This window comes from Sphingomonas sp. Ell38C01 (assembly GCF_055231975.1).
In genome coordinates, this window is the sequence record NZ_JBUYVA010000001.1 from 3,552,884 (window position 1) to 3,574,176 (window position 21,293).

General features: G+C 66.7%; 21 protein-coding genes, 1 tRNA gene and 1 pseudogene. 15 read left to right on the top strand and 8 right to left on the bottom strand.

Translation table 11 applies throughout. From position 1 onward, the window contains the following. Positions 1–96: 96 nt before the first annotated feature. Both ACV7NO_RS16815 and ACV7NO_RS16820 read right to left on the bottom strand, forming a co-directional pair. Positions 97–897 (bottom strand): undecaprenyl-diphosphate phosphatase, encoded by an 801-nt coding sequence (locus tag ACV7NO_RS16815; protein WP_463407103.1) that lies wholly within the window; start codon positions 895–897, stop codon positions 97–99. Position 898: 1 nt separating this feature from the next. Beyond that, a complete protein-coding gene (locus ACV7NO_RS16820; protein WP_463407104.1) occupies positions 899–1,843 on the bottom strand; it encodes a complex I NDUFA9 subunit family protein in 945 nt (314 codons plus the stop codon). A gap of 106 nt (positions 1,844–1,949) precedes the next feature. Here ACV7NO_RS16820 and ACV7NO_RS16825 point away from each other — a divergent pair. Both ACV7NO_RS16825 and ACV7NO_RS16830 read left to right on the top strand, forming a co-directional pair. Next, positions 1,950–2,036 (top strand) — tRNA-Leu (locus ACV7NO_RS16825). A 544-nt stretch (positions 2,037–2,580) separates the two neighbouring features. After that, positions 2,581–3,415, top strand: a pseudogene (locus ACV7NO_RS16830) (alpha/beta fold hydrolase). 154 nt (positions 3,416–3,569) lie between these two features. On the opposite strand, the gene ACV7NO_RS16835 reads toward ACV7NO_RS16830, so the two are convergent. Beyond that, the gene (locus ACV7NO_RS16835; RefSeq protein WP_463407105.1) at positions 3,570–3,869 is read right to left on the bottom strand and encodes a UBP-type zinc finger domain-containing protein; all 300 of its coding nucleotides are present in this window, start codon (positions 3,867–3,869) and stop codon (positions 3,570–3,572) included. Beyond that, a complete protein-coding gene (locus ACV7NO_RS16840; RefSeq protein WP_463407384.1) occupies positions 3,866–5,512 on the bottom strand; it encodes an FAD-dependent oxidoreductase in 1,647 nt (548 codons plus the stop codon). Before ACV7NO_RS16840 ends, ACV7NO_RS16835 begins: the two co-directional genes overlap by 4 nt. Positions 5,513–5,701: 189 nt before the next feature. Here ACV7NO_RS16840 and ACV7NO_RS16845 point away from each other — a divergent pair, with 189 nt between their 5' ends. The 4 genes from ACV7NO_RS16845 to ACV7NO_RS16860 all read left to right on the top strand — a co-directional run bounded on the left by ACV7NO_RS16845 (position 5,702) and on the right by ACV7NO_RS16860 (position 7,390). After that, on the top strand, positions 5,702–6,241 hold the full coding sequence (locus ACV7NO_RS16845) for a sensor histidine kinase (protein ID WP_463407106.1): 540 nt from the start codon (positions 5,702–5,704) through the stop codon (positions 6,239–6,241). A gap of 182 nt (positions 6,242–6,423) precedes the next feature. Beyond that, positions 6,424–6,585, top strand: a complete 162-nt coding sequence (locus ACV7NO_RS16850) for a hypothetical protein (RefSeq protein ID WP_463407107.1) — start codon at positions 6,424–6,426, stop codon at positions 6,583–6,585. Between the two features lie 99 nt (positions 6,586–6,684). Next, the gene (locus ACV7NO_RS16855) at positions 6,685–7,146 is read left to right on the top strand and encodes a hypothetical protein (protein ID WP_463407108.1); all 462 of its coding nucleotides are present in this window, start codon (positions 6,685–6,687) and stop codon (positions 7,144–7,146) included. Further along, a complete protein-coding gene (locus ACV7NO_RS16860; RefSeq protein ID WP_463407109.1) occupies positions 7,103–7,390 on the top strand; it encodes a hypothetical protein in 288 nt (95 codons plus the stop codon). The genes ACV7NO_RS16855 and ACV7NO_RS16860 overlap by 44 nt, the downstream gene beginning before the upstream one ends. A 41-nt stretch (positions 7,391–7,431) precedes the next feature. On the opposite strand, the gene ACV7NO_RS16865 is transcribed toward ACV7NO_RS16860, so the two are convergent. After that, positions 7,432–8,625, bottom strand: a complete 1,194-nt coding sequence (locus ACV7NO_RS16865) for a serine hydrolase domain-containing protein (protein ID WP_463407110.1) — start codon at positions 8,623–8,625, stop codon at positions 7,432–7,434. Positions 8,626–9,153: 528 nt separating this feature from the next. On the opposite strand from ACV7NO_RS16865, the gene ACV7NO_RS16870 reads away from it, so the two are divergent. From ACV7NO_RS16870 to ACV7NO_RS16895, 6 genes are all read left to right on the top strand, one after another. Then, entirely contained in the window at positions 9,154–9,474 is a 321-nt protein-coding gene (locus ACV7NO_RS16870) for a hypothetical protein (RefSeq protein WP_463407111.1), read from the top strand. Between the two features lie 34 nt (positions 9,475–9,508). After that, complete coding sequence (locus ACV7NO_RS16875) at positions 9,509–9,874, top strand: CsbD family protein (RefSeq protein WP_463407112.1); 366 nt, start codon at positions 9,509–9,511, stop codon at positions 9,872–9,874. 7 nt (positions 9,875–9,881) lie between these two features. Beyond that, entirely contained in the window at positions 9,882–11,402 is a 1,521-nt protein-coding gene (locus ACV7NO_RS16880; RefSeq protein ID WP_463407113.1) for a PAS domain S-box protein, read from the top strand. Further along, positions 11,399–11,596 carry a hypothetical protein gene (locus ACV7NO_RS16885; protein WP_463407114.1) on the top strand — a complete coding sequence of 66 codons (198 nt, stop codon included), beginning with the start codon at positions 11,399–11,401 and terminating at the stop codon, positions 11,594–11,596. The genes ACV7NO_RS16880 and ACV7NO_RS16885 overlap by 4 nt, the downstream gene beginning before the upstream one ends. 34 nt (positions 11,597–11,630) lie before the next feature. Next, complete coding sequence (locus tag ACV7NO_RS16890; RefSeq protein ID WP_463407115.1) at positions 11,631–12,512, top strand: hypothetical protein; 882 nt, start codon at positions 11,631–11,633, stop codon at positions 12,510–12,512. A 65-nt stretch (positions 12,513–12,577) separates the two neighbouring features. Beyond that, positions 12,578–12,718, top strand: a complete 141-nt coding sequence (locus ACV7NO_RS16895) for an entericidin A/B family lipoprotein (RefSeq protein ID WP_463407116.1) — start codon at positions 12,578–12,580, stop codon at positions 12,716–12,718. A 123-nt stretch (positions 12,719–12,841) separates the two neighbouring features. Here ACV7NO_RS16895 and ACV7NO_RS16900 read toward each other — a convergent pair whose 3' ends face one another. From ACV7NO_RS16900 to ACV7NO_RS16910, 3 genes are all read right to left on the bottom strand, one after another. Next, complete coding sequence (locus ACV7NO_RS16900) at positions 12,842–14,434, bottom strand: S41 family peptidase (RefSeq protein WP_463407385.1); 1,593 nt, start codon at positions 14,432–14,434, stop codon at positions 12,842–12,844. Then, on the bottom strand, positions 14,391–15,488 hold the full coding sequence (locus tag ACV7NO_RS16905) for an AraC family transcriptional regulator (protein WP_463407117.1): 1,098 nt from the start codon (positions 15,486–15,488) through the stop codon (positions 14,391–14,393). Before ACV7NO_RS16905 ends, ACV7NO_RS16900 begins: the two co-directional genes overlap by 44 nt. A 198-nt stretch (positions 15,489–15,686) precedes the next feature. Beyond that, positions 15,687–18,590, bottom strand: a complete 2,904-nt coding sequence (locus tag ACV7NO_RS16910; RefSeq protein ID WP_463407118.1) for a M10 family metallopeptidase C-terminal domain-containing protein — start codon at positions 18,588–18,590, stop codon at positions 15,687–15,689. Between the two features lie 425 nt (positions 18,591–19,015). On the opposite strand from ACV7NO_RS16910, the gene ACV7NO_RS16915 reads away from it, so the two are divergent. The 3 genes from ACV7NO_RS16915 (at position 19,016) to ACV7NO_RS16925 (ending at position 21,185) form a co-directional block, all read left to right on the top strand. Further along, the gene (locus ACV7NO_RS16915) at positions 19,016–20,203 is read left to right on the top strand and encodes a DUF2252 family protein (protein ID WP_463407119.1); all 1,188 of its coding nucleotides are present in this window, start codon (positions 19,016–19,018) and stop codon (positions 20,201–20,203) included. A gap of 343 nt (positions 20,204–20,546) precedes the next feature. Beyond that, positions 20,547–20,882: a TfoX/Sxy family protein gene (locus ACV7NO_RS16920; RefSeq protein WP_463407120.1), complete on the top strand. Its 336-nt coding sequence runs from the start codon at positions 20,547–20,549 to the stop codon at positions 20,880–20,882. A gap of 9 nt (positions 20,883–20,891) precedes the next feature. Then, positions 20,892–21,185: a DUF5694 domain-containing protein gene (locus tag ACV7NO_RS16925; RefSeq protein WP_463407121.1), complete on the top strand. Its 294-nt coding sequence runs from the start codon at positions 20,892–20,894 to the stop codon at positions 21,183–21,185. Positions 21,186–21,293 lie beyond the last annotated feature (108 nt).

Sequence of the window (21,293 nt, forward strand, 5' to 3'; positions counted from 1 at the left end):
TGATGGGTCAGTTTTGCTTACCTAAAAACTGATACTTTACGCCAACAAACCCGATCCTGCTGCAATTGCGAACAGTTTTTACGGCCGAATTCATGCCTATCGTAACGTCAGCATCGCCAGCGCGGTGGCGCCCGCAACAATCCGATACCACGCGAACGGTGCGAAGCCATGCTTCGTCACCACCGCCATGAATGCCTTCACCACGGCCAGCGCGACGACGAACGAGACCACGAACCCGATCGCGATCAGTCCAAGCTGGTCGTGCGTGATCGCGTCGCGATGCTTGAACAGCTGGAGCACGGTCGCCCCCGTCAACGTCGGCAGTGCGAGGAAGAACGAGAATTCCGCCGCGGTCCGCCGGTCGATCCCCAGCGCCATCGCCCCCATGATCGTCGCTCCCGACCGGCTCACCCCCGGAATCATCGCGATGCACTGCACCAGCCCGATCTTCGCCGATTGCGCGGTCGTCACGCCCGATATGCCGCCGACGCCGTGCGTCTTTGCCACCCGCTCGATCACGAGGATCGCGACGCCCCCCGCGATCAGCGCCCACGCGACCACCACCGCACTCTCGAGCAGCGCCTCGATCTGCTTGTTGAACGCCAGCCCCAGCACCACCGCCGGTACGAACGCGATGAGCAAGTTGCGCACGAACGCGATCGAGGCGGGCTCGCGCTGTACCAGCCCCTGCAACACTGCCCAGAAGGTCCGCCAGTACAGCACCACGATCGCCAGGATCGCACCCGGCTGGATCGCGATGTTGAACACCGCCCAGCGCTCGGGGTCATACCCCAGCAGTTCGGTCGCCAGCACCAGATGCCCGGTCGAGGACACCGGCAAGAACTCGGTCACCCCCTCGATGATGCCGAGCAGGATCGCGGTCAGGATGTCGCTCACGTCAGGCCTGGACCGCCGCGGTGCGTGCGCCGAACCGCCCCGCCCGCCGATACCGCATCAACCAACTGGGCGCGATCGCCTCCAGCGCGGTCGGCGTCAGTCCCAGCGCGGCGAAGCCCTCGGCGCCCTGTGACATGACGCTATCGCGCTGGAGCATCTTCCACTGGTCGCCGGTGATCGGCGCGCCGGGCAGGAAGCCCAGCGCCGCGATCGCCGCGCCCGCGACATCGGGCAGTTCGACGAACGACGGGTCGCGCCCGATCGCCGCGGCGATCCAGCGCTGGAGTTCGCCCATCGTCAGGATGTCGGGGCCGCCCAGTTCATAGACATGCCCGCCATGCGCCGCCGGGTCGGAGAGCGCCGCGACCGCCGCATTCGCGACGTCGCCGACGAACACCGGCTGGAACCGCGCGCTTGCGCGCAGCACCGGCACCACCGGCAGCTTGGCGATCATGTCGGCGAAGCGGTTCACGAACGCATCCTCGCGGCCGAACACCGTCGAGGGGCGCAGGATCGTCGCGCCGGGGAACGCCGCGCGCACCGCAGCCTCGCCCTCACCCTTCGTCCGGCCATAGCGCGAGTCGGACGCAGCGTCCGCCCCGATCGCCGACACATGCACCAGCGCGCCGACCCCGGCCCCCGTGCAGGCCTCCGCCACGGCCCCCGCACCGCGAACATGCACCCGGTCGAGATCGCCGGTGAACGTGCCCACCAGATTGACGACCGCATCCGCGCCATGGACCGCGTTCGCGATCGTCGCCGGCCGCGTCACGTCCGCCGCGACGAACTGCGTCTGGCCCAACCCACCCAGGGGCTTGAGGAAGAACGCCTGCCGCGGATCGCGCTGCGCGACGCGCACCCGCGCCCCCGCCTGCAGCAGCGCCTGTGCCATGTACCGCCCCAGGAACCCCCCGCCGCCGATCAGCGTCACCAGTCCGATGGTCATCGTCGCACACCCTTGTCGATAGGAATCTCGTGCCGCCGCCCTAGCCGCGCACAAGCACGGTTGACAAGGCCGCCACCCCTCCCCTAGAGGCGCCGGCCTACCCCGTGCCCAGATGGCGGAATTGGTAGACGCACCAGCTTCAGGTGCTGGCGATCGCAAGGTCGTGGAGGTTCGAGTCCTCTTCTGGGCACCATTTGTTCTCCCCGGATTCGTCCAGGGGCGTCCAGCAGGCGGCTGGCCTTACAGTACGATTGAATCGCCGATCGCCGGCAGTCGTGTGGCGCGATCAACACGGCGACACGGACACAACGCCGGATCCCCTCCGCCAAACCGAAGGCGAAGCCGTACAATCTCATCGACGGCCAGGGACTGCTCCTGTCGTCCAGACGACGGGCTCCACGCTATCGATTTGCCGGCCAGCAGAAGACGCGTCACATCGACGCCTGAGCAACCAACTCGCGCGCCGACGCACGAGGGACATGCCGGGAGGCGCGGAAGGCGATCGCCGCCGGGTTAGACCCGGCCCACGAAGAGCAGCGCGCGAGGGTCATTGCTCGAATAGCTACGCCTGCCGAGCGCGGCCATCTCGGTCGTTCCCAGTCGCGGCAGCGATCGGACCCACCGATCGCCTGCGGCGCACCACCCGAAACGTCCGTATGATAGCGCCACGGCGGTGGATGTCCGATGTCCGGCGTGTCGGACGGGCGATCGCCCCGCCCGACCGGACGGAGGACAGCATGGCTTACGTGACTACCGCAGACGGCGTCGAGATCTTCTACAAGGACTGGGGCCCGAGGACGCGCAGCCCATCGTCTTCCATCACGGCTGGCCGCTGTCGTCCAATGACTGGGACGCGCAGATGCTGTTCTTCCTCGCCAATGGATATCGCGTCGTCGCGCATGATCGCCGCGGTCATGGGCGCTCGGCGCAGGTCGGCATCGGCCACGACATGGATCATTACGCCGCGGACGCCTCGGCCGTGGCGGAACACCTCGATCTTCGCAACGCGGTGCATATCGCCATTCCACGGGGGGCGGCGAAGTGGCGCGGTACGTGGCGAACTACGGTCAGCCGCAAGGGCGGGGCGCCAAGGCGGTGTTGGTCAGCGCGGTGCCGCCGCTGACGGTGAAGACGGAGGCCAACCCGGACGGGACGCCGATCGCGGTGTTCGACGGCTTCCGGCAGGCGCTGGCCGCCAATAGGGCCCAGTTCTTCCTCGATGTGGCGTCCGGCCCCTTCTACGGCTTCAATCGCGATGGCGCGGCCATGTACGACGGGTTCGTCCGCAACTGGTGGCGGCAGGGCATGATGGGCAGTGCCAAGGCCCGTTACGAGGGGATCAAGGCATTCTCCGAGACCGACCAGACCGAGGATCTGAAGGCGATCATCGTGCCGACGCTGGTCCTGCAGGGCGATGACGACCAGATCGTTCCCTACAAGACGGGCTCGCTACTCCAGGCGAGGCTCCTGCGGCATGCGACGCTGAAGGTCTATGAGGGCTTCCCGCACGGCATGCTCACCACCCATGCCGACGTAATCAACCCGGACCTGCTGGCGTTCGTCCGCGACTGATCGTCGTCTTACCCCGGGGACGAGGCGCGGACGGGATCCGCCCCTCGTCTTGTTGCATTGCGACCTGAGACGCGGCCGTCCACGACGACCCATGATCGTGGACGGCGCGACGTCGACGGGTTCGGCCTGCACGGATCGTGCGACCGAACCGCCTTCACCAAAAGCGCGGGATCGGCCCGACCTGCGGCGTCTGGTCCGGCAGGTCGACCTCGACGTCGTCGACATAGCACCAGCCCCAGCCCTCGGGCGGCTCATAGCCCTCGATGATCGGGTGCCGGGTCGCGTGGAAGTGCGCACGTGCGTGACGATGCGGCGACTGGTCGCAGCAGCCGACGTGACCGCATTCGCGGCACAACCGCAGATGCACCCATTCGCTGCCGATCTTCAGGCACTCCTCGCAGCCTCTGGCGCTCGGCGTCACCTCATGGATGGTGGCCATGTGCGTGCAGGTCATCGATGCGTCTCCTCGCTGGACCGTGCCGCAAACATGCCGTGGATCTGGGCGACGACCGCGGCGCCTTCGCCGACGGCGGCGGCGACGCGCTTGGTGGAGCCGGCGCGAACGTCGCCGATCGCGAACACGCCAGGGCGGCTCGTCTCCAGCGGCAGGGTGCCGCCGCCGGTCACGATGAAACCCCTGGAGTCCGTCTCGACGCAGCCCTGCGCCCAATCGGCATTCGGATCCGCGCCGATGAAGAGGAACATGTGCCGAACCGCGCGCCGCGTGAGCGAGCCGTCGCGCCGGTTGCGGAACGTCGCGGCGGTCAGCCCGGTCTCGCGATCGCCCTCCAGGCCCGCGATCTCGGTGCCGATATGCAATTCGACGTTCGGCAGTGCGGCGATACGGTCGATCAGGTAGCGCGACATGGTGGCGGCGAGTTCCCGACGCACGACGAGGTGCAGCGTGCGGACATGCGGCGCGAGGAAAACGACGGCCTGTCCGGCGGAATTGCCGCCGCCGACCAGCACCACCTCCTCGCCGGCGCACAGCCGCGCCTCGATCGCCGAGACCCAGTAGGAAATGCCCGCGCCTTCGAATGCGGCGAGGTTCGGCACGTCGGGCCGGCGGTATCGCGCGCCGGAGGCGATGACCACCGCGCGCGCCTTCACCCGGCGCTCGTCAGCGCATAGCAGGCGCAGGTCCGGCGCGTCGCAGTCGAGCCGCTCGACAGAGACCGGGATCGCGACCTCGGCACCGAATTTCAGGGCCTGATTGAACGCCCTGCCCGCGAGGGCCTGACCGGAGATGCCGGTGGGAAAGCCGAGGTAATTCTCGATCCGCGCCGATGCACCCGCCTGCCCACCCATCGCCCTGGCATCGAGGACGAGGACCGACAGCCCTTCCGATGCCGCATAGACGGCCGTCGCCAGACCGGCCGGGCCGGCACCGACGATCGCGACATCGAACACGCGATCCGGGTCGATGTCGGGAACGACGCCGAGGCAGGCGGCAAGTTCTTCGACGCCGGGCCGCTTCAGCACCGATCCCGTCGGGCAGACCACCAGCGGAAGGTCCTCCGGCAGCACGCCGGTGCGCTCGACCAGGGCCCTGCCCTCCTCGTCCGACCGGACGTCGAGCATCAGGTTGGGCAGTCCGCTGCGCGCCAGGAAATCCTGCAACCGCACCATGTCGGGGCTGCCGGGCGTACCGATCAGGATCGTGCCGGCACCGCCCTCCTCGATCAGGCCGACCCGGCGCAGGATCAGCGCGCGCATGACGATCTCGCCGAGATCCGCCGATCCGACCATCAGCGCGCGCAGATGCGCAGGGTCGATCGGCAGGGCCGTGCAGCCGCCGGGCCCGGCCCGGCCAGCCGCGATCGACGGCCGCCCCGCCAGCTGATTGACCTCCCCGGAGAATTGCCCGGCATGGTGGACCGTGATCGTCGCCTCGCGGCTCAAGCCGTCGCGGCGGACCACCTCGATCGCGCCGTCCAGCACCAGCCACGCCGGTGCGCCATGATCCCCGATCGCATAGATCGTCTCGCCTGCCGCGAAGCGTCGCTCAGGGCCGCTGGCGAACCGGCGCGCGGTTTCGATCTGCGACGGCGTCAGAACCGGAAAGCGCTGGTGCTCACGCGTATCGATCATGCTGATTCCCCTTCGTGCCGGCCGTGACCGCATCGTTCAACAGCTGACGATCGTCCCTTTGTCTCCTCGACGCCATCATACGCAGGTTTCGGGCGACATCGCCCGATACATAAACCTGCGTATGATGGTGCCCCCCCGTTTTCCCCTGCCAGATGACATCGTCAATCGCAGCGGGGTGTGGCCAGGATGTGCATGATGATCGCAGGGCTGCCGCCTTCGCCGACGTGCGAAACGCCGGGGCCGGCAATGCCAAGCGCCGCCGATGAAGCGAACCACCGCATCGCCAACCAGCTTCAGCTCGTCGCGGCGCTGATCGCGGTCGAGGTGCGAGGGGCTTCGCGGGAGACGCTGGCGGCGCCGGAACGGACGCGCGAGCGCATCGTCGCGATCGGTGCCGTGCACCGCCATCTCTACGCGCGCGACGACGACGAGATCGATCTGGGCGAGTATCTCGAGGGCCTGGGCGGGTGGCTTTCCCGCAGTTGCGGGCCAGACCGGCCGGTGGTCGTGGATGCCGCGAGGGTTCCCGCCGCCAGCACTGCCGCAACGATGGTCGGCGTACTCGCGACCGAGCTGGTGACGAAGGCCTGCAAACACGCCTACCGATCCGGCGAACCCGGCGGCATTCTGGTGACCCTTCGCGGTCGTGCGGATGGCAGCTATCGGTTCTCGGTGGAGAACCGGGGGGTTGGCTCCGGAACACCAGGTAACGGACCGGACTGGGCAGCCGCCTGATCCACGCCACGGCGGCGAAGCTGGGCGCGACCGTGACGTGGGAGGCCGCCTGCCCGGGAACGCGGTTCCGGATGGACGTGCGGCTCTGACCGGATGGAGATGGAGTGGAGTTGCGGTTCCTTGCGCGATCGGCCAGCGTCGCTTCGGGACGGCGATCCTTTCGGACGGTCCGGGGGGCGGCGATGCGCGGTGACGGCGAGGCGGGGCGGTGGATAGCCGCCGGGCGGATCGGAATGGCCGCGCTGCTCGCCCTTGGCATTTTCGCGCTCGACGTGCTCAGCCCGCTCCAGGGCGCGGTTGCGGTGCTCTATACGATCGTCGTCCTCCTGGCGTCGCGCGAATAGCGGCGATCGGCGGTCCATCTGGCGGGTTCGGTCTGCGCAGCGCTGGCGATCGTCGGCTATGGGATCAGCCACGGCGCCGACGGCATCGGTTCGCCGACGATGCGCCTCGCCGTCAGCCTGGTCGCGATTGCGACCACCGCCCTGCTGTACGCCCGCCAGATCACGGTGGCGGCGGAACGGCGGCGGGCCGACCAGCGCTATGGCATGATCTTCAGCGTGGCGGGATTTCCGTTCTGGGAATCCGACTGCTCGGCAGTCCATGCGATGCTTCATGCGGGCGACACACCGAGCCTCGATCTGGTACAGCGCGCTGCCGGGCGCACCCATATCCGCGATGCGAACGAAGAGGTCGCGCGCCTGTTCGGCTATGCGGATCGATCCGACCTGATCGGCGGCAACATCATCGCGCACCACACGACCTCGGCAATGGCGGCGCAGGTCCGCATCTTCGACCGGTTGCTGCGCGGCTATTATGCCGGTCGAGGAGGAGATGCAGTTCCGCACCATCGCCGGAGAGGTGATCGACGTCGTCCCGCGGGTGACGCTGCGGCCCGACCATGATGGATGGCGGCATGTCCTGATCACCGCGCTGGACGTGACGCAACGCAACCGGGCGCAGGCACGGCTGGCGGAATCGCAGGCGGAGCTGACCCATATGGCGCGCGTGACGACGCTGGGGCAGCTTGCCGCCTCGATCGCGCATGAGGTGAACCAGCCGCTCTCGGCGATCATTTCAAGCGCACCCGATTGGCGGCGATCCGAAGACTACCGCCGATCCGCCGCGAAGTGTCCGATATGGTCGTGAGGTACAATGGTCGGCCAGCAGCGTGAGGCCGCTACCGGTCATCATTCGATCAGCGCGCCATAGACGATCGACCTGACCTGATCGCGGAACGGCTGGGTCTGCGGGTTGGCCATTTCCTGGGTCATGGCGACGACGATCAGGTTCTTTTTCGGATCGATCCAGAAATGTGTGTTGGCGGCCCCGCTCCAGTAGAAGGTGCCGTCGGTCCCCACCCCGCTGGTCGCCGCGGCATCCTCCACCACCGCGAAACCCAGTCCATGGCCCAGCCCCGACGGGACGCCCGGCTTCACCTTCGGGGGCAGATGGTCGCGGGCGATATAGTCCACCGTGCTCGGGCTCAGCAGCCGTTTCCCCCGGAAGGTGCCGTGATCGAGCAGCATCTGCGCGAACCGCCAATAGTCGGTGGCGGTCGTGACCAGCCGATAGCTGCCGCCCTTGCGCGGGTGGTCCACCGTATAGTTGTTCACGCTCCATGGCTCGACCAGGAAGCCCTGCCCCGTCGGGTAGCCATGCGCTTGATCGAGCGGTGTCAGCTTGCCGTCCTTGTGCCAGTAGACGGTGACGAGCCGCCCGGCGCGCGCGGGGTCGACCCAGAAGCCGCTGTCGGCCATGCCCAGCGGGCCGAACGGCTCGTCGCGCAGGAACAGGTCGAACGGCTCGCCCGAGAGCAACTCGACCAGCCGCGCCTCCACATCCGCGCCCACGGCATAGTGAAACACGGTGCCGGGCTGAAAGAGCAGCGGTATTCGCCCGAGCTTCTCCGACATCGCCGTCATCGACACGTCCAGCTCGAAGACGCCCTGCCTGCGGTACTCGGCATTGACCGCATCGTCGCCCCAACCGCGGCTGAGCCCGGACGTGTGCCGCATCAGGTCGCGGATCGTCGGCGGCCGGTCGGCCGCGACCGTCTCGGTCAGCGGCGATTTCGGCGTCTTGAGCACCCGGACGTCCTTGAACTCGGGCAGGTATTTCGCGACCGGGTCGTCGAGCTGGAACAGCCCCCGCTCGTAGAGCATCATCATCGCGACCGCGGCGACCGGCTTGGTCGTCGAATAGGCGCGGAAGATCGTGTCGTCCGCCATCGGGCGCCGGGCATCGATATCGGCCATGCCGGTCGCTGTCAGGTGAACGATCTTTCCGTGACGCGCGACCAGCACCACGGCACCCGCCATCTCCCCCTTCGCAACCCGCGCCGCGATCACACGGTCCAGCATCGCCAGGCGCTCGTTCGACACGCCGTCCGCGACGGCCGGGGCCTGTCTGGCGAATTGAGCGCGACCCGGCGCGGCCTACGTGGCTGGCGTACAGAGCGCCAGCGCCGCCATGAAGGTCATCGTCTCACGAATTTTCATCATGGTTCATCCGTGGTCGGACTATCGCCTTCGAGAGCTTGAGCGGAACGCTGCAAAACTACCAGGCGCATGGTACATCCGCACGATGTCCTGGCATGCTTTCCGCTGATAGCAGAAAGCGATGAGCGTAGAACCTGATACCCACCACGCGGTCCGATCCGGCATGGAGGAGCGCGACTATCTGCAGCGTCGCGCTGCGGACCATCGTCGTCTCGCGGAAGAGAGCTATGAGCCGGGCGCCCGGTTGATCCACGAACGTCTCCAGCAACTCTATGAGGAACGCGCCGCTTGCACGGTTGTGGTACTTACCGACTAGCTTACCACGCAAAAAGACCAGGAACAGGCACCTCCCCGGACTGTTCAACCGCCCGAACCGGCCGCGCTTGCGGATCCGGCCGGGAAGGAACCCCCATGAAGGTGTTTGCAATAGCAGCATTCTGCGCGCTGGCGATAACCGGCTGTGCCGCGCCAGCCGCCCGCATTTCTACCGGGCTTCAGCGCTATGGCCTAGACAGCCAGCGTGCTGACTGCGTCGGCACCCGCCTCCAGGGCGATCTGTCGCTCGGTCAGCTTCAGCAGCTCGGCCGCGCCGCTGCGGCCTATGGCAAAGACGATTCCACGCCCGGCGTCCTGACGGTCGGTGACCTCCTGCGTGTTGCCGGTGAGCTGAAGGACCCGGCCATCGCGCTGGCGGTGGGTAAAGCCGCCGCGGGTTGCGGCGTCCTTCCCTGACCATCCATCTATTCACTCCTGCAAGGAAGCGATCATGAACAAAGACGAATTTCAGGGTGGCGCCCGCTATGTAGGCGGCAAGGTCGAAAAGGCGATCGGCGATGCCGTCGACAGCCGCGACTGGAAGGTCGATGGCGTCGTCGATCAGGTCGCTGGCGGGGCGCAGCACGGATATGGCCGCGCCCGGTCCATCGTCGGCGATGCGATCGACAGTGCGCCCGAGCTGGCCGATGAGGCGCGCGACCGCCTGAAGGACGCCGGCGAGCGTATCGCGGACACCGCCCAGAAGACCGGGAAAGCCGCAGCGCAGACGGTTCAGGATACGCCCGCACTCTGGGCGGTCGCAGCGGCACTGGTCGGTTACGGCCTTGCCTGGTTCATTCACGCACGACGCTCCTGATCCCGTCATGGCCGAAGCGGCGTTCAAATCCCTTCGCGAAACGGCGGATCTGCGGCACCTGCGCCAGATCATCGTCGGTCTCGACGAGGGTGTGATCCTGATCGATCCCGATCAGAGCCTGCTCTGGGCTAATGATGCCGCCTTGGCCATGCACGGTGTCAAGGACATTGCGGAACTGGGTGCGACCGTGGACGAGTATCGTTCGCGGTTCCAGCTGCGCTATCGCAACAATCACCGCCTCGAAGCGGATGATTATCCCATCGAACGCGTGGTCACGGGCGACTCCTTTTCGGAAGTCGTGGTGGAGGTCACCGTCGCCGGGGAAGACGACCCGCGCTGGGTGCACCAAGTGCGCAGTCTCGTGCTCAACGATGCCGATGACGCTGAGCCTGCGTGCCTGGTGATGGTGATTCAGGACGTATCGGCGCGGTTCGAGGCAGAGGATCGCTTCGAGCAATCCTTCAACGCCAACCCGGCGCCCGCCCTGATCTGCCGTCTGAGCGATCTACGCTTCATCAAGGTCAATCAGGGGTTTCTCGACATGACCGGGCACGATCGAGATCAGGTGCTGCTCAAGACGGTCTATGACATCGATGTGCTGCGCCACGCGGAAAAGCGCGACCTGGCCAAGGAACGCCTGTCCGAAGGGCGGACCATCCTGCAAATGGAGGCGGAAATCGAACTGCCTGATGGCGGCACCAAGCTCGTCATCGTCGCGGGGCAGCCGATCGATATGGGCGATCAGCCCTGCATGCTGTTCACCTTCGCGGATCTCGAACCGCGCCGGAAGGCCGAAGGGGCATTACGGCACAGCGAAGAGCGGTTCACCCGCACCTTCCAGCTCGCACCCGTACCAATGGCGATCGGCGTGCGCGACGGACGCCTGCTGTGCGAGGTCAACGCCAGCTTCACCGAGATGACCGGCTACGACCCAACCGAGATCATCGATCGCCCGCTCGGCGACATAGAGTTGTGGGAAAGCGACGCGAAACGTCGCGAGATCGAGGCGTCGATCCACGGCGGACACGACCTGCGGGGCCACGAAGCGCGTATTCGTGCCAAGGACGGTGCCAGGATCGATTGCATCGTCTCGACCGAGGCGATCACGCTGGGTGACGACGCCTGCGTATTGTGGGCGTTCCAGGACATCACGCAGCGCAAGGCGACCGAACTCGAACTGGTCGAGGCGATCGAGGCGGTGATGAAGGATACGAGCTGGTTCAGCCGTTCGATCATGGACAAGCTGGCACGGCTTCGAGCGCCCCAGCCGGACGTCACCGGCCCCGGCCTCGATGATCTCACGACGCGCGAACGCGATGTGCTGGCGCTGATCTGCCGCGGTTACGACGACAAGACGATCGCCCGGACCCTTGATGTCGCCGGCAACACCGTCCGCAACCATGTCGCCCGCATCTACGCCAAGATCGGGGTCAATCGCCGTATCGCCGCAGTCGCCTGGGCCCGTGCCCGCGGCTTCGACGGCGAAGGCGTCATGCAGGAGCGGACGGAACAGGAGACGGCAGCATGACCACCCGACGTTCGGACGCAGCGGCACCGACCGATGCCGAGGCGAAGACCGCAGCGACGCGTGAAGCCAAGGGCTCCGTCCAAGAGGCGATCGGCAAGCTGATCGGCGACGACGCGGCGGCCGCGCGCGGTACGGCCGAGAAGGAGGCCGGCGCAGCCGATGCCGCCGACATCCCAAAATCATCGCGGCCCTGACCGCGGCGATCCAATCGTTTCAACAGGAGTATATATGGCGACCAACGTACCTACCGGCCTCGCGCCGGTCGACGATGCTTATGTCGGCAAGACCGTGACCCGGCTGTCATGGGGGGCGATCTTCGCCGGTGTCGTCATCGCCGTCGCGGTGCAACTCGTCCTGGGCATTCTCGGGGCGGGTATCGGGCTGACGATGATTGATCCGGTGGAGGGCTCCACGCCGGGTGCAGCCGGATTCGGGATCGGCGCCGGCATCTATTGGCTGGTCACGACCATCCTGGCGCTGGGTGCCGGTGGCTATGCCGCGGCGCGGGTCGCGGGTGTGCACGAGCGGTTCGATGCCCTGGTCCACGGCCTGGTCGTTTGGGGCGTGACCCTAATCCTCACCCTGTACCTGCTGACCTCGGCCGTCGGCGGAATCATCGGCGGCGCATTCCGGACCGTCGGTGCGGTGGCCGGCGCGGCCGGCACGACGGTGGGCGCGGCGGCACCGAAGGCCGCCTCGATCGCCGGTATCGACGAAGGCGACGTGCGCAGCGAAGCCGCGGCCTATCTGTCCGATGCGCCCAGCGATCCGTCGCAGATGACGCCCGAGCAGGCGCAGAAGGAAATCGCCAAGGAGCTTCCCGCCCTCGCGCGCGGCGGGAACGATGGCCGGCAGGCCGAGAGCCGCATCGTCGATATCGTCGCTGCCCAGCGCAAGATCAGCCGTCCCGAAGCCCAGGCCCAGGTGACGCGCGCCAAGCAGCAGTTCGTTCGGACGAAGAACGAAACGGTCGCCACCGCCAAGTCGGCCACCGACAAGGCTGCCGGCGCAGCTGCCGGCACGTCGTTCGTTCTCGTGCTCGCATTGCTGATCGGCGCAGCTGCATCAGGATTCGGCGCGACCGCGGCAACCCGTCGTCGCCTGCGCTGAGTGATCGCGGCGGATCGGCATACCGTATCCGTCGTGCCCCGTTTCCCCATCCGAAGGAGAATGTCATGACGAAGAAAATCGGCCTGGTGCTGGCGTTGACGACCATGATCGGCCTTGCAGGCTGCAATACGGTGAACGGCGCTGGCAAGGACGTGAAGTCCGCGGGAACCGCGATCTCCAGCGCATCGGGCGAAGATAAAAAGTAACTGCGTAAAAGCGCCGCCCGGTCTGGAAGTGGCCGGGTGGCGTTTCACGAAGTGACGGACCCAATCACGACGAACAATCGCGTCCCGTTTCGCCTTCCAAACGCTCCAGCTCGCCGGGATCCGTCACGCAAGTGCGCGGAGCAACTGGCTATCCCTGCCCCTCATGATGTCAGCCCGCGTGATCGGGAGGGCGATGTCCGGCGTGACACCTTGGTCGGGTTGCGGTGCCGTCTGGAACCGGCCGATCAGCGGCAGGTCGGCTTCCAGCCCGGTCGCGGGCAGACGCACGAAATAGAAACAGCCGCCGTTGATCCCGCGCTGGTTGCCGCCTGTCGTCTCACCGATCAGCGTCGCGAGGCGGTTGCGGCGGACGAAATCGGCGAACTGGAACGTCGCCGAGCTGTTCTGCGGACCGATCAGGATACGCACGTCGCCCTCATAGCGCTTACCGCGCGGTGTGATCGGATCGACCCGATCGCCTTTCGCATCGAGCCGCAGGAAACGTTCGTCGATCCTGGTCGCATTCTCGCCCAGATGGTCGAAGCTACGGTCCCAGGTATCGAGCGCGGGGCGCAGGTCGTCGGGAACGCTGCGGTAGCGGATAAGCCGCTGGACTTCCTCGAACGGTGCCTCGCGCGTGAGCAGGCGCTCTGCGAGCGCATTTCCACAGTCGAGCCCTCCCTCGTTCGCGCGCAGATCGACGACGAGGCGCGGCACCCGTTCGGCGATGAGCCGATCGACTGCCTGGTCGAGCCAGCCGCGCCAGTCCCACTTGCTGTCGTAGAGACCCCAGTTCGGCATCGACAGGAGCGCGGCGTCGCCACGCCGCTCGAACGTCCAGACCGGCGTGTCGCCGCCCGCATCGACGCCGGCGTGCGCGGTGGCGCGGCGCTGCGCCAGTGAGACGGCGGAAACGGTCGCGACGCGTCGCCGTCCGGACGGATCCTCCACCGCCAACCGGTAGCGGTCCTGCCCGAACAGCATCGAGAAGAAGACGTCGAAGGTCTCGTAGCGATCGTCGCCCTGGACCGAGAGAAGCCGGCGCCGCTTGGCGTCGTTGTGCCCGTCCGCGCGCGCGAACGGCATGAGCGCGGCGAGAATGGCGCTCGCCGATCGGCCGTTGATCGCCAGGATGCGGCTGCCGGGCGCGATTCCGCTGGCGAACGGATCGGCCGTGACGATCATCGCGTCGTCGATCCAGCGGAATTCGAGCGGCAATCGGTCCGGCGCTTCAAACAACGTGGCGGCGACCTCGCGTCGCTGGTTGTAGAAATTGGCATAGCTATGGCCGCAGCGCACGGTGGCGAGGAAGCGCGACAGCGTGAGATAGAAGGCCCGTAGCGTCATCGGAGCAGCCACCGCCTGCTCCAGCGCGTCGAAGCGGATGTCGATCTCGCGGGGCGTGTTGTAACGCAGAAGACCGGGGTGAAGTGCGTCGTATGCCCTGCGCAGCAAAGCTGCGTCCGCGCGCATCGCGGCGGGATCAAGACGCGTCGGGCTGGAGACGGTCCGGGCGCACAGCTGCCGGGCGGCGAACGTGGCGCCGATACCGCCGAGAATGGTACGGCGGGAAGGCTTCGATACGATCATGGCAGCTCCGGTGTTATGGATGCGCGTTCCAAGCATGGCTCGCCCCATGCCGGTCGCCTCATGATCGCCAACGTCATGCGGTTTATGGTTTGTGAGACGCCCGATACGCACTCGGCGACTGGCCATAGCGCCGCTGGAAAGCGCGGTTGAAGCTTGCCTTCGACGCGAACCCGGCGTCGAGCGCGATCGCCAGCAGCGGCCGGGGGTCGGCCGCCGCCAGTGCCGCCGCCACATCCTCGCAGCGCAGGCCGTTGACGAAGTCCGAAAAGCCGACGCCCAGCCCTTCATTGAAGGCGCGCGACAGGTACGTCTCGTTGGTCGCGAGTAGGTTCGCCAGCCGCCGCAGCGTAAGCGCGTCGTCGCGATACCAGCGGTTGTCGCGGATCCGCGTCGCCCAGTCCTCGCCCTGCGCTCGCCAGTTCCGGCTCGGGGGCAATGGCACCTCCGGTAGCCGCAGCGCGTCGAATGCCGGAAACGGCAAAGCGAGATACCGCCAGCCGGCGATCCCCAGATACAGCGCAAATCCCGCGATCGCGGCGTAAAGCGGCATCAGCCCCGTGTAGCCGAGCGGCGTCGCGACATCGACAAGCAGCCAGCCCGCCCAGACGATCGCCAACGCCGGGTAGGCAACGGCGGTGCGACTTAGCCAGGCGGTCGCGAACCGCGCGTCGTCGCTGTGCTGCTGCGACAAGGAGGTGCGATAGCCGCGCAACAGGCGGACCGTCCACACGCCATAGACGACGAAGCTGATCGCCAGCAGCAAAGCGACGATCGCGTCACCGGCCGTGAAAGCAATATCCGCCCAGCGACGTTTCAGCGGCGTCGGCAGGAGAAAGGCGGCGGCCTGATAGACGAACTGGATCGCGCCCGGTAGCAGGTGCCGCCACGCCGCGCGCGGCCAGCGGCCGGTGACGAGCGCGCATGCGTGAAGATAGAGCAGCGGCGGGACCAGCAGCGCGTTCGAAAACGGCGCGAAGGTCAGCCACCACCAGCGATCGTAAAAGCCGGCGAACCCGATCAGCCAAGGCACGAAGACGCCAATCATCACGACGAGCAGCGCGGCGAGCGTACGCGCCGCCAGCCGATTGCGGAACGACGCCCACAAGCCGGCCGCCAACGGAATCAGGACTGCCGCCGCCACCGTGAGCACAGCCGTCCGCCAGCCGAAGACCAGATCCATGCCGATCAGCCTTAGCGTCGTCGACACCAGAAGCTAGGGATCACATATCGGGGAAGCGGCCGGTCGTCCTACCTGCGTCCATCGAAGCGCTCCATCAGCCACGAAAGAGCAGCACGCGGGCGGCTGACTGCCGGTCGAAAGACAGAATTGCAAAAGTGACCCAATGCCCCGTTCGGCTGACGGAACCCTCGCGATTCCTTACGCCGCGGCGAGCTCCGCGACGGGCGCGATCGGGATGAAGCTGGCAGCGGTCAGCGTCGTGCCGGCGGTCAGCTGCGCGAAGAGGATCTGCGCGCCCGCGCCGTTGCCGTCGGCGTCGTACCAGAGGCGCCCGGTCGCCTGGTCGTAGACCAGCCGGTCGTCGGCGTCGGCGGCGGCGGTGCCGGTCACGAACTCGCCCGCGGTGACGCCGCCGTCGGTGACGGCGGCAAAGATGTCGGTCGCCAGCCCGATCCGGTCCGCGCCGTCGCCGAAGTCGCGGATCGTGTCGACGTTGCCGGTCCCGTCGAGCGCGGTGGTGAAGGCGAAGACGTCCGCGCCGCCCAGGCCCACCAGCGTGTCGCTGCCGCCGCGCCCGTCGAGCACATTGTCCGCGCCGTTGCCCGCGACCGTCTGCGCAAAGGCGTTGCCGCGCAGCGTGAACGCGTTGGCCGCGCCCGTCGCGGACTGGTCGACCGCGGACAGCACTTCGATCGAGGTGCCGGCGCGCAGCTGGTAGCTGGCGTTGGCATAGACGATGTCGGTGCCCTGGCCGTCGACCTCGCGGACGACGTCGCCCTGGCTGAACACGCCGTAGGTGTCGTTGCCGAACAGGCCGATCAGCGTGTCGGGCAGCAGCACGCCGTCGCCGCCGCGGCCGTTGATCGTGTTGTCGCCGTAATTGCCGACGATCACCTGGGATGCGCCGTTGCCGACCATGTAGAAGCCTTGCGTCCCCGCCTGCTCCGACGTCGACAGATACTCCACCGAGGCGGTCGAATAGAGGAAATAGCTGGTGCCCGAGGCGTAGACGGTGTCGAACCCGCCCGCATCCTCGATCACGTCCCCGGTCGAGAACACGCGGTAGATGTCGTCGCCCAGCCCGCCGTTCATCGTGTCGGGCGCGCCGCCGCCGGTGGAGAGGATGTTCGCGCCGTCGTTGCCGTTGATGACCTGCGAGAAGCCGTTGCCGGTGATGTTGATCTTCGCGGTGCCAGCCTCGGCAGAGACGATCTCGACCTGTGCGTCGGCGTTGAGCGTGTAACTCGTCAGCCCCGCAGCCGCGGTGACGACCGCGGTGTCGGTGCCCTCGCCGGCATTCTCGCGGATCATCGTGTCGGTCGACCCGATGACGTGCAGGTCGTTCCCCAGCCCGCCGATCAGCGTATCGATGCCGCTGCCGCCGACCAGCGTATCCTGCCCGTCGCCGCCATCGATCAGGTCGTTGCCCGCGCCGCCGTCGAGTGAGTCGTTGCCGGCATAGCCATAGATCGTGTCGTTCGCCGCGCTGCCCTTCAGCACGTCGTTGCCCGCGGTGCCGGTAATCAGCCCGCTCTGCGTCACGATATCGCCCATGCTCACCGCTTGGCGAACGAACAACCGGAACGCGCCGTCCTTCGCCGTGGCGGTGATCCAGTTGCTCGTCCCCGCCGCCTCGATACGGATAGCGGTCGCGCCCATCGCGGACAGGTCGATCACGTCGACGCCGGTCTCGAAATCCTCGATCTGGTCCGCGCGAGAATTGGGCGAGGTGGCGGCGCTGGCGAACACGAACCGGTCCGCGCCAGCGCCGCCATACAGGAACGTGAACCCCGTGCCGGCGAACAGCACGTCGTTGCCGGCCTCCCCGCGGATGCTGCCATCGCCCGATCCCGCGCGGATCACGTCGTCCCCCGCGCCGCCGCTCAGGTCCACCTTCGCCAGCGCGGAATCGTCCGTGATCTGGTCGTTGCCGGCGCCGCCGTACAGCGTGAGCGTCTCGATCCCGGTCAGGCGAAGCCCCGAAACGGCGAGGGTTCGGCCGGTCGATCCCGAAAAGCCGATCGAGGCGCGGTCGTCGCCGGCCCCGCCGTCGATGATCGTCGAACCCAGGTCGACGACGTTCGACAACAGGATCTGATCGTTGCCGCCGCCGCCATAGATGGTGTCGCCGGCATTCGCATAGATGACGTCGTCGCCGTCGCCACCGTCGAGCAGGTCTAGGAACCCGCCGACATTGCCCCACAGCATATCCTGCCCGGCGCCGCCGTACAGCGTGTCCCCGCCGGCCTGATCGTTCTCGTAGTTGCTACCGGTCAGCGTATCGTTGCCATCGCCGCCATCGAGCAGATCGCGGCCGTCGCCGCCGTTGAGGACGTCGTTGCCGGCGCCGCCGTACAACCGGTCGTTGCCACCCAATCCGTCGATCCGGTCGTCCCCGCCCCGCCCCTCTATCACGTCGCTGGTGCCGACGCCGGTGATCGTCTCGCTGGTATCGCGTCCGATCTGCGTCAGCTGGTAGATCGAGGCGTTCCAGCTCCAGCTCGCGACCTGCGTTCCGTCCGATCCGGGTGCGCCGTAAAGATACGAAATCGCATCCTTGTCGAGCGTGCCGAGCGTATCGCCGCTCGTCCCGCCGCTGGTATAGCTCATGACGGTCGCCTGGAAATTGTCGCCCGCCTTCGGCAACGTGTAGTCGCCTTCGAAGGGATGCTTCAGGCCAAGATTGTGCCCGATCTCGTGAAGCATGAGCTGGACCGATCCGACGACCTTGTCGGAAACGAAGACGATGCCGCCGCCGCCATACGCAGCCGCCTGCGCCGAGGTGTATGGTCCGCCGAGGTCGAAATTGAAGTGCGCGAGCTTGATGTCGCCCTGGCCGCTCGGCACCTCAAGGAAGGTGATCCCGCTCCATTTGTCCCATTCGGCGAAGGCTGCTCGCGCGTTCGCCTTCTCGACGTCGCTCAGGACGCGGAAGCTGTTTGCAAACGCCTGGCCATTGCTGGCGATCGACAGGCCGGCCACGCTGTCCTGAAACGCATAGGTGACGAAGATCGGGTGGTTCGTCAGCGGCTGGCCCGCCGGATCGGAACCCGCCAGCGAAAAGATCGTCAGCAGCGCACGCCGATCCGTTACCTCAACCACATGCTCGCTCCCGCCGGCCGTAAATACCCCGGGTGTGTACCCCCCAAGGGCAAACAAAGTGTTGCACTAGCATCGGATCTGCACCGCGACTATCGGCGCGCATCGCCAGACGGCGCGGCTCGGATCGGGCGGCACGCCAGGACGATCCAAGGCGCGGTCCGTCGCACGACCCGGACGCGCCACCGCCGCCGGCTCGCGTCGCGGAAACGGTGATGAATGCCGGCTGCGTGCTGCCAGCCTGCCCGTAAACCGGCAACCGAGCGCCACGGTAAACAGCGCGTCTTCGCCGGCCGCTGGAGAAAGCGTCAGAACTATCGTCGCGTCACCGGATCGACATCGCCGAAAGCCGCCGATGCGCAGTCGCAGCATGATTATCAATAAGGTACGCGTCGCCCTTTCGCCGTTCTCGCTTCGAAAGTTCATTGATGGCCGTGTCTCCCGACGAACGTTCGACCGTGCTCGCGCGAACCCGCGCGCTCAAGATGGCGCGGTCGGTCCACGCCTATGTTCGCGGCAACACGGCGCAGTTCTATGAATGGCTCGAAGCATCCCAGGTCGCCGCCAGTATCCCGAACGGCCCGCCGGTGTGGATCTGCGGCGACTGCCACCTCGGCAATCTGGGGCCGGTGGCCGACGCCGATCATCGCGTCGACATCCAGATCCGCGATCTCGACCAGACCGTGATCGCCAACCCCGCGTACGATCTCATCCGCCTCGGCCTCTCGCTCGAAACCGCGGCGCGCAGCTCGGACCTGCCGGGTGTCACGACCGCACAGATGGTCGAGGCGATGATCGATGGATATATCCGGGCGCTGACCCCGACGGTCGACGACGATCCGCGTGAACCCGATGTCGTGCGGTCGGTACGGCGCGAGGCGATCGGCAGGCGGTGGCGGCATCTCGCCAAGGACCGGCTCGAGGATGTCGAACCCAACATCCCGCACAACAAGCGCTTCTGGAAGCTCTTGCGCGCTGAAAAGGACGCGATCGACGCACTGTTCGCCAGTGAACCGATCCGCTCACGGAGCATCGGGCTGGCCGGCGTTACGGGCGATGGACGCCTTCGGGTGATCGACGCCGCGTATTGGCGCAAGGGGTGCAGTTCGCTCGGTCGCCTTCGCTTTGCCGTGCTCATCGGCATTCCGGACGGAAAGGCAAAGGATGAACGCCTCGCGCTGGTCGACATCAAGGAGGCGGTCCCCTCCGTCGTACCCGTTGCCGCAAAAGCAAAGATGCCACCCGACCCCGCCGAACGGGTGGTCGCGGGCGCCAGGGCCCTGTCTCCGAATCTGGGAAACCGGATGATCGCAGCGCATCTCATGGGCAAGCCCGTGATCCTGCGCGAACTCGCTCCGCAGGATCTCAAGATCGAAGTCGATCAGTTCAGCCGCAAGGAAGCGGTCGTCGCCGCGTCCTACCTGTCGTTCATCGTGGGGGAGGCGCACGCTCGCCAGCTCAGCGACGACGCCCGATTGGCATGGTGCGACCAGTTGACGGCCCGCGATGGCGAACTCGATGCCCCGTCATGGCTATGGCAAGCCATCGTCGCCATGGCTGGAACACATGAAGTCGGCTACCTCGAACATTGCCGCCGCTTCGCTCTCAGAAAATGAACTGTCGTGCAACAACCGCCGCTTACCAGTCTTTCCGATTGGAAATCTGCCGAGAAGAGCATCCCCTCCAATTCTGCTGGCGGAAGGCAATGAGGCCGTCTTGTCGGAAATGATCGGCGGAAACGGGAGCGGGAAAGTCGTCACAGTCCGGGGCAGATAGTTCGGACGCCATAGCTGATGCTCCGTTGGTTACCCGCGCCTGCGCCACGGCGGCAGGGACCCATCCTCGTTCATTCACCGACACCTTGCCCCTCCCTGAAAGCGGCGGCGCGTTCAATGAGGTCGGCGACACAGACGATGGTGGGCCTATTGCTCCCGGCGACGCGTCTGTTAGGTTCGGGGCATGGCAACGCAGCGAGGCACAGTCGATTACCTGCTCGAACAGGCGACTGGCGCCGGCGCGGTGTCGACCAAGCCGATGTTTGGCGAATACGGCGTCTACGTCGACGGCAAGATGGTCGGCTCGATCTGCGACGATCAGCTTTACGTAAAGCCGACGGCATCCGGTCGCCTCCATGCCGAAACGGTATCGGAAGCGTCGCCCTATCCAGGGGCCAAGCCGCACCTGCTGATCGAGACCGATCGGTGGGACGACGCGGAGTGGCTGGGGGAACTGCTGCGCGTCACGGCGGCGGAGCTACCGACACCTAAATCCCGAAAGCCGAAGCGAAGCACGTAAGCGCCGTTGGTGCGGGCGGCAGCGCGCCGGTTCGAGGCCGACCAGGGGACGACCAGCATTCCCCGGATGCTGATCCGGTACAACGATCCCTCCACGCCGATGGGGGGCCAGGACCTGTATGACGCGCTCCTTCATTTCGGTGACGGGGAAGATCAGCCGGGCGCATACCTGAACGCCATGTGGTATCTGCGAAACGGCAAGATCTTCTCCAAGCTCATCAATATCGCGACGCCCGGATACCGATCCGTGGATGCAAGGCCCTATCTGAAGGCGGCTGCCGACCGGCTCGACGCTTCGCGGTGATCGCGCCGCCGTAGCGGCGTGCGAGACGCTATGGCCGGTGATGGCGGACGCGGCCCTACGATCCGGCACCCGCCCTTCCCTGACGATCGGTGCATCTGGTCTGACGGT

What these genes read in the sequence shown, in the direction of transcription:
- ACV7NO_RS16900 (WP_463407385.1), bottom strand. Translation starts at nt 14,434, where the DNA reads ATGGCCAGTCGCCGAGTGCGTATCGGGCGTCTCACAAACCATAAACCG.
- ACV7NO_RS16895 (WP_463407116.1), top strand. Translation starts at nt 12,578, where the DNA reads ATGACGAAGAAAATCGGCCTGGTGCTGGCGTTGACGACCATGATCGGC.
- ACV7NO_RS16875 (WP_463407112.1), top strand. Translation starts at nt 9,509, where the DNA reads ATGAACAAAGACGAATTTCAGGGTGGCGCCCGCTATGTAGGCGGCAAG.
- ACV7NO_RS16835 (WP_463407105.1), bottom strand. Translation starts at nt 3,869, where the DNA reads ATGACCTGCACGCACATGGCCACCATCCATGAGGTGACGCCGAGCGCC.
- ACV7NO_RS16890 (WP_463407115.1), top strand. Translation starts at nt 11,631, where the DNA reads ATGGCGACCAACGTACCTACCGGCCTCGCGCCGGTCGACGATGCTTAT.
- ACV7NO_RS16920 (WP_463407120.1), top strand. Translation starts at nt 20,547, where the DNA reads ATGGCAACGCAGCGAGGCACAGTCGATTACCTGCTCGAACAGGCGACT.
- ACV7NO_RS16820 (WP_463407104.1), bottom strand. Translation starts at nt 1,843, where the DNA reads ATGACCATCGGACTGGTGACGCTGATCGGCGGCGGGGGGTTCCTGGGG.
- ACV7NO_RS16905 (WP_463407117.1), bottom strand. Translation starts at nt 15,488, where the DNA reads ATGGATCTGGTCTTCGGCTGGCGGACGGCTGTGCTCACGGTGGCGGCG.
- ACV7NO_RS16885 (WP_463407114.1), top strand. Translation starts at nt 11,399, where the DNA reads ATGACCACCCGACGTTCGGACGCAGCGGCACCGACCGATGCCGAGGCG.
- ACV7NO_RS16870 (WP_463407111.1), top strand. Translation starts at nt 9,154, where the DNA reads ATGAAGGTGTTTGCAATAGCAGCATTCTGCGCGCTGGCGATAACCGGC.
- ACV7NO_RS16880 (WP_463407113.1), top strand. Translation starts at nt 9,882, where the DNA reads ATGGCCGAAGCGGCGTTCAAATCCCTTCGCGAAACGGCGGATCTGCGG.
- ACV7NO_RS16845 (WP_463407106.1), top strand. Translation starts at nt 5,702, where the DNA reads ATGATCGCAGGGCTGCCGCCTTCGCCGACGTGCGAAACGCCGGGGCCG.
- ACV7NO_RS16855 (WP_463407108.1), top strand. Translation starts at nt 6,685, where the DNA reads ATGCGCCTCGCCGTCAGCCTGGTCGCGATTGCGACCACCGCCCTGCTG.
- ACV7NO_RS16850 (WP_463407107.1), top strand. Translation starts at nt 6,424, where the DNA reads ATGCGCGGTGACGGCGAGGCGGGGCGGTGGATAGCCGCCGGGCGGATC.
- ACV7NO_RS16915 (WP_463407119.1), top strand. Translation starts at nt 19,016, where the DNA reads ATGGCCGTGTCTCCCGACGAACGTTCGACCGTGCTCGCGCGAACCCGC.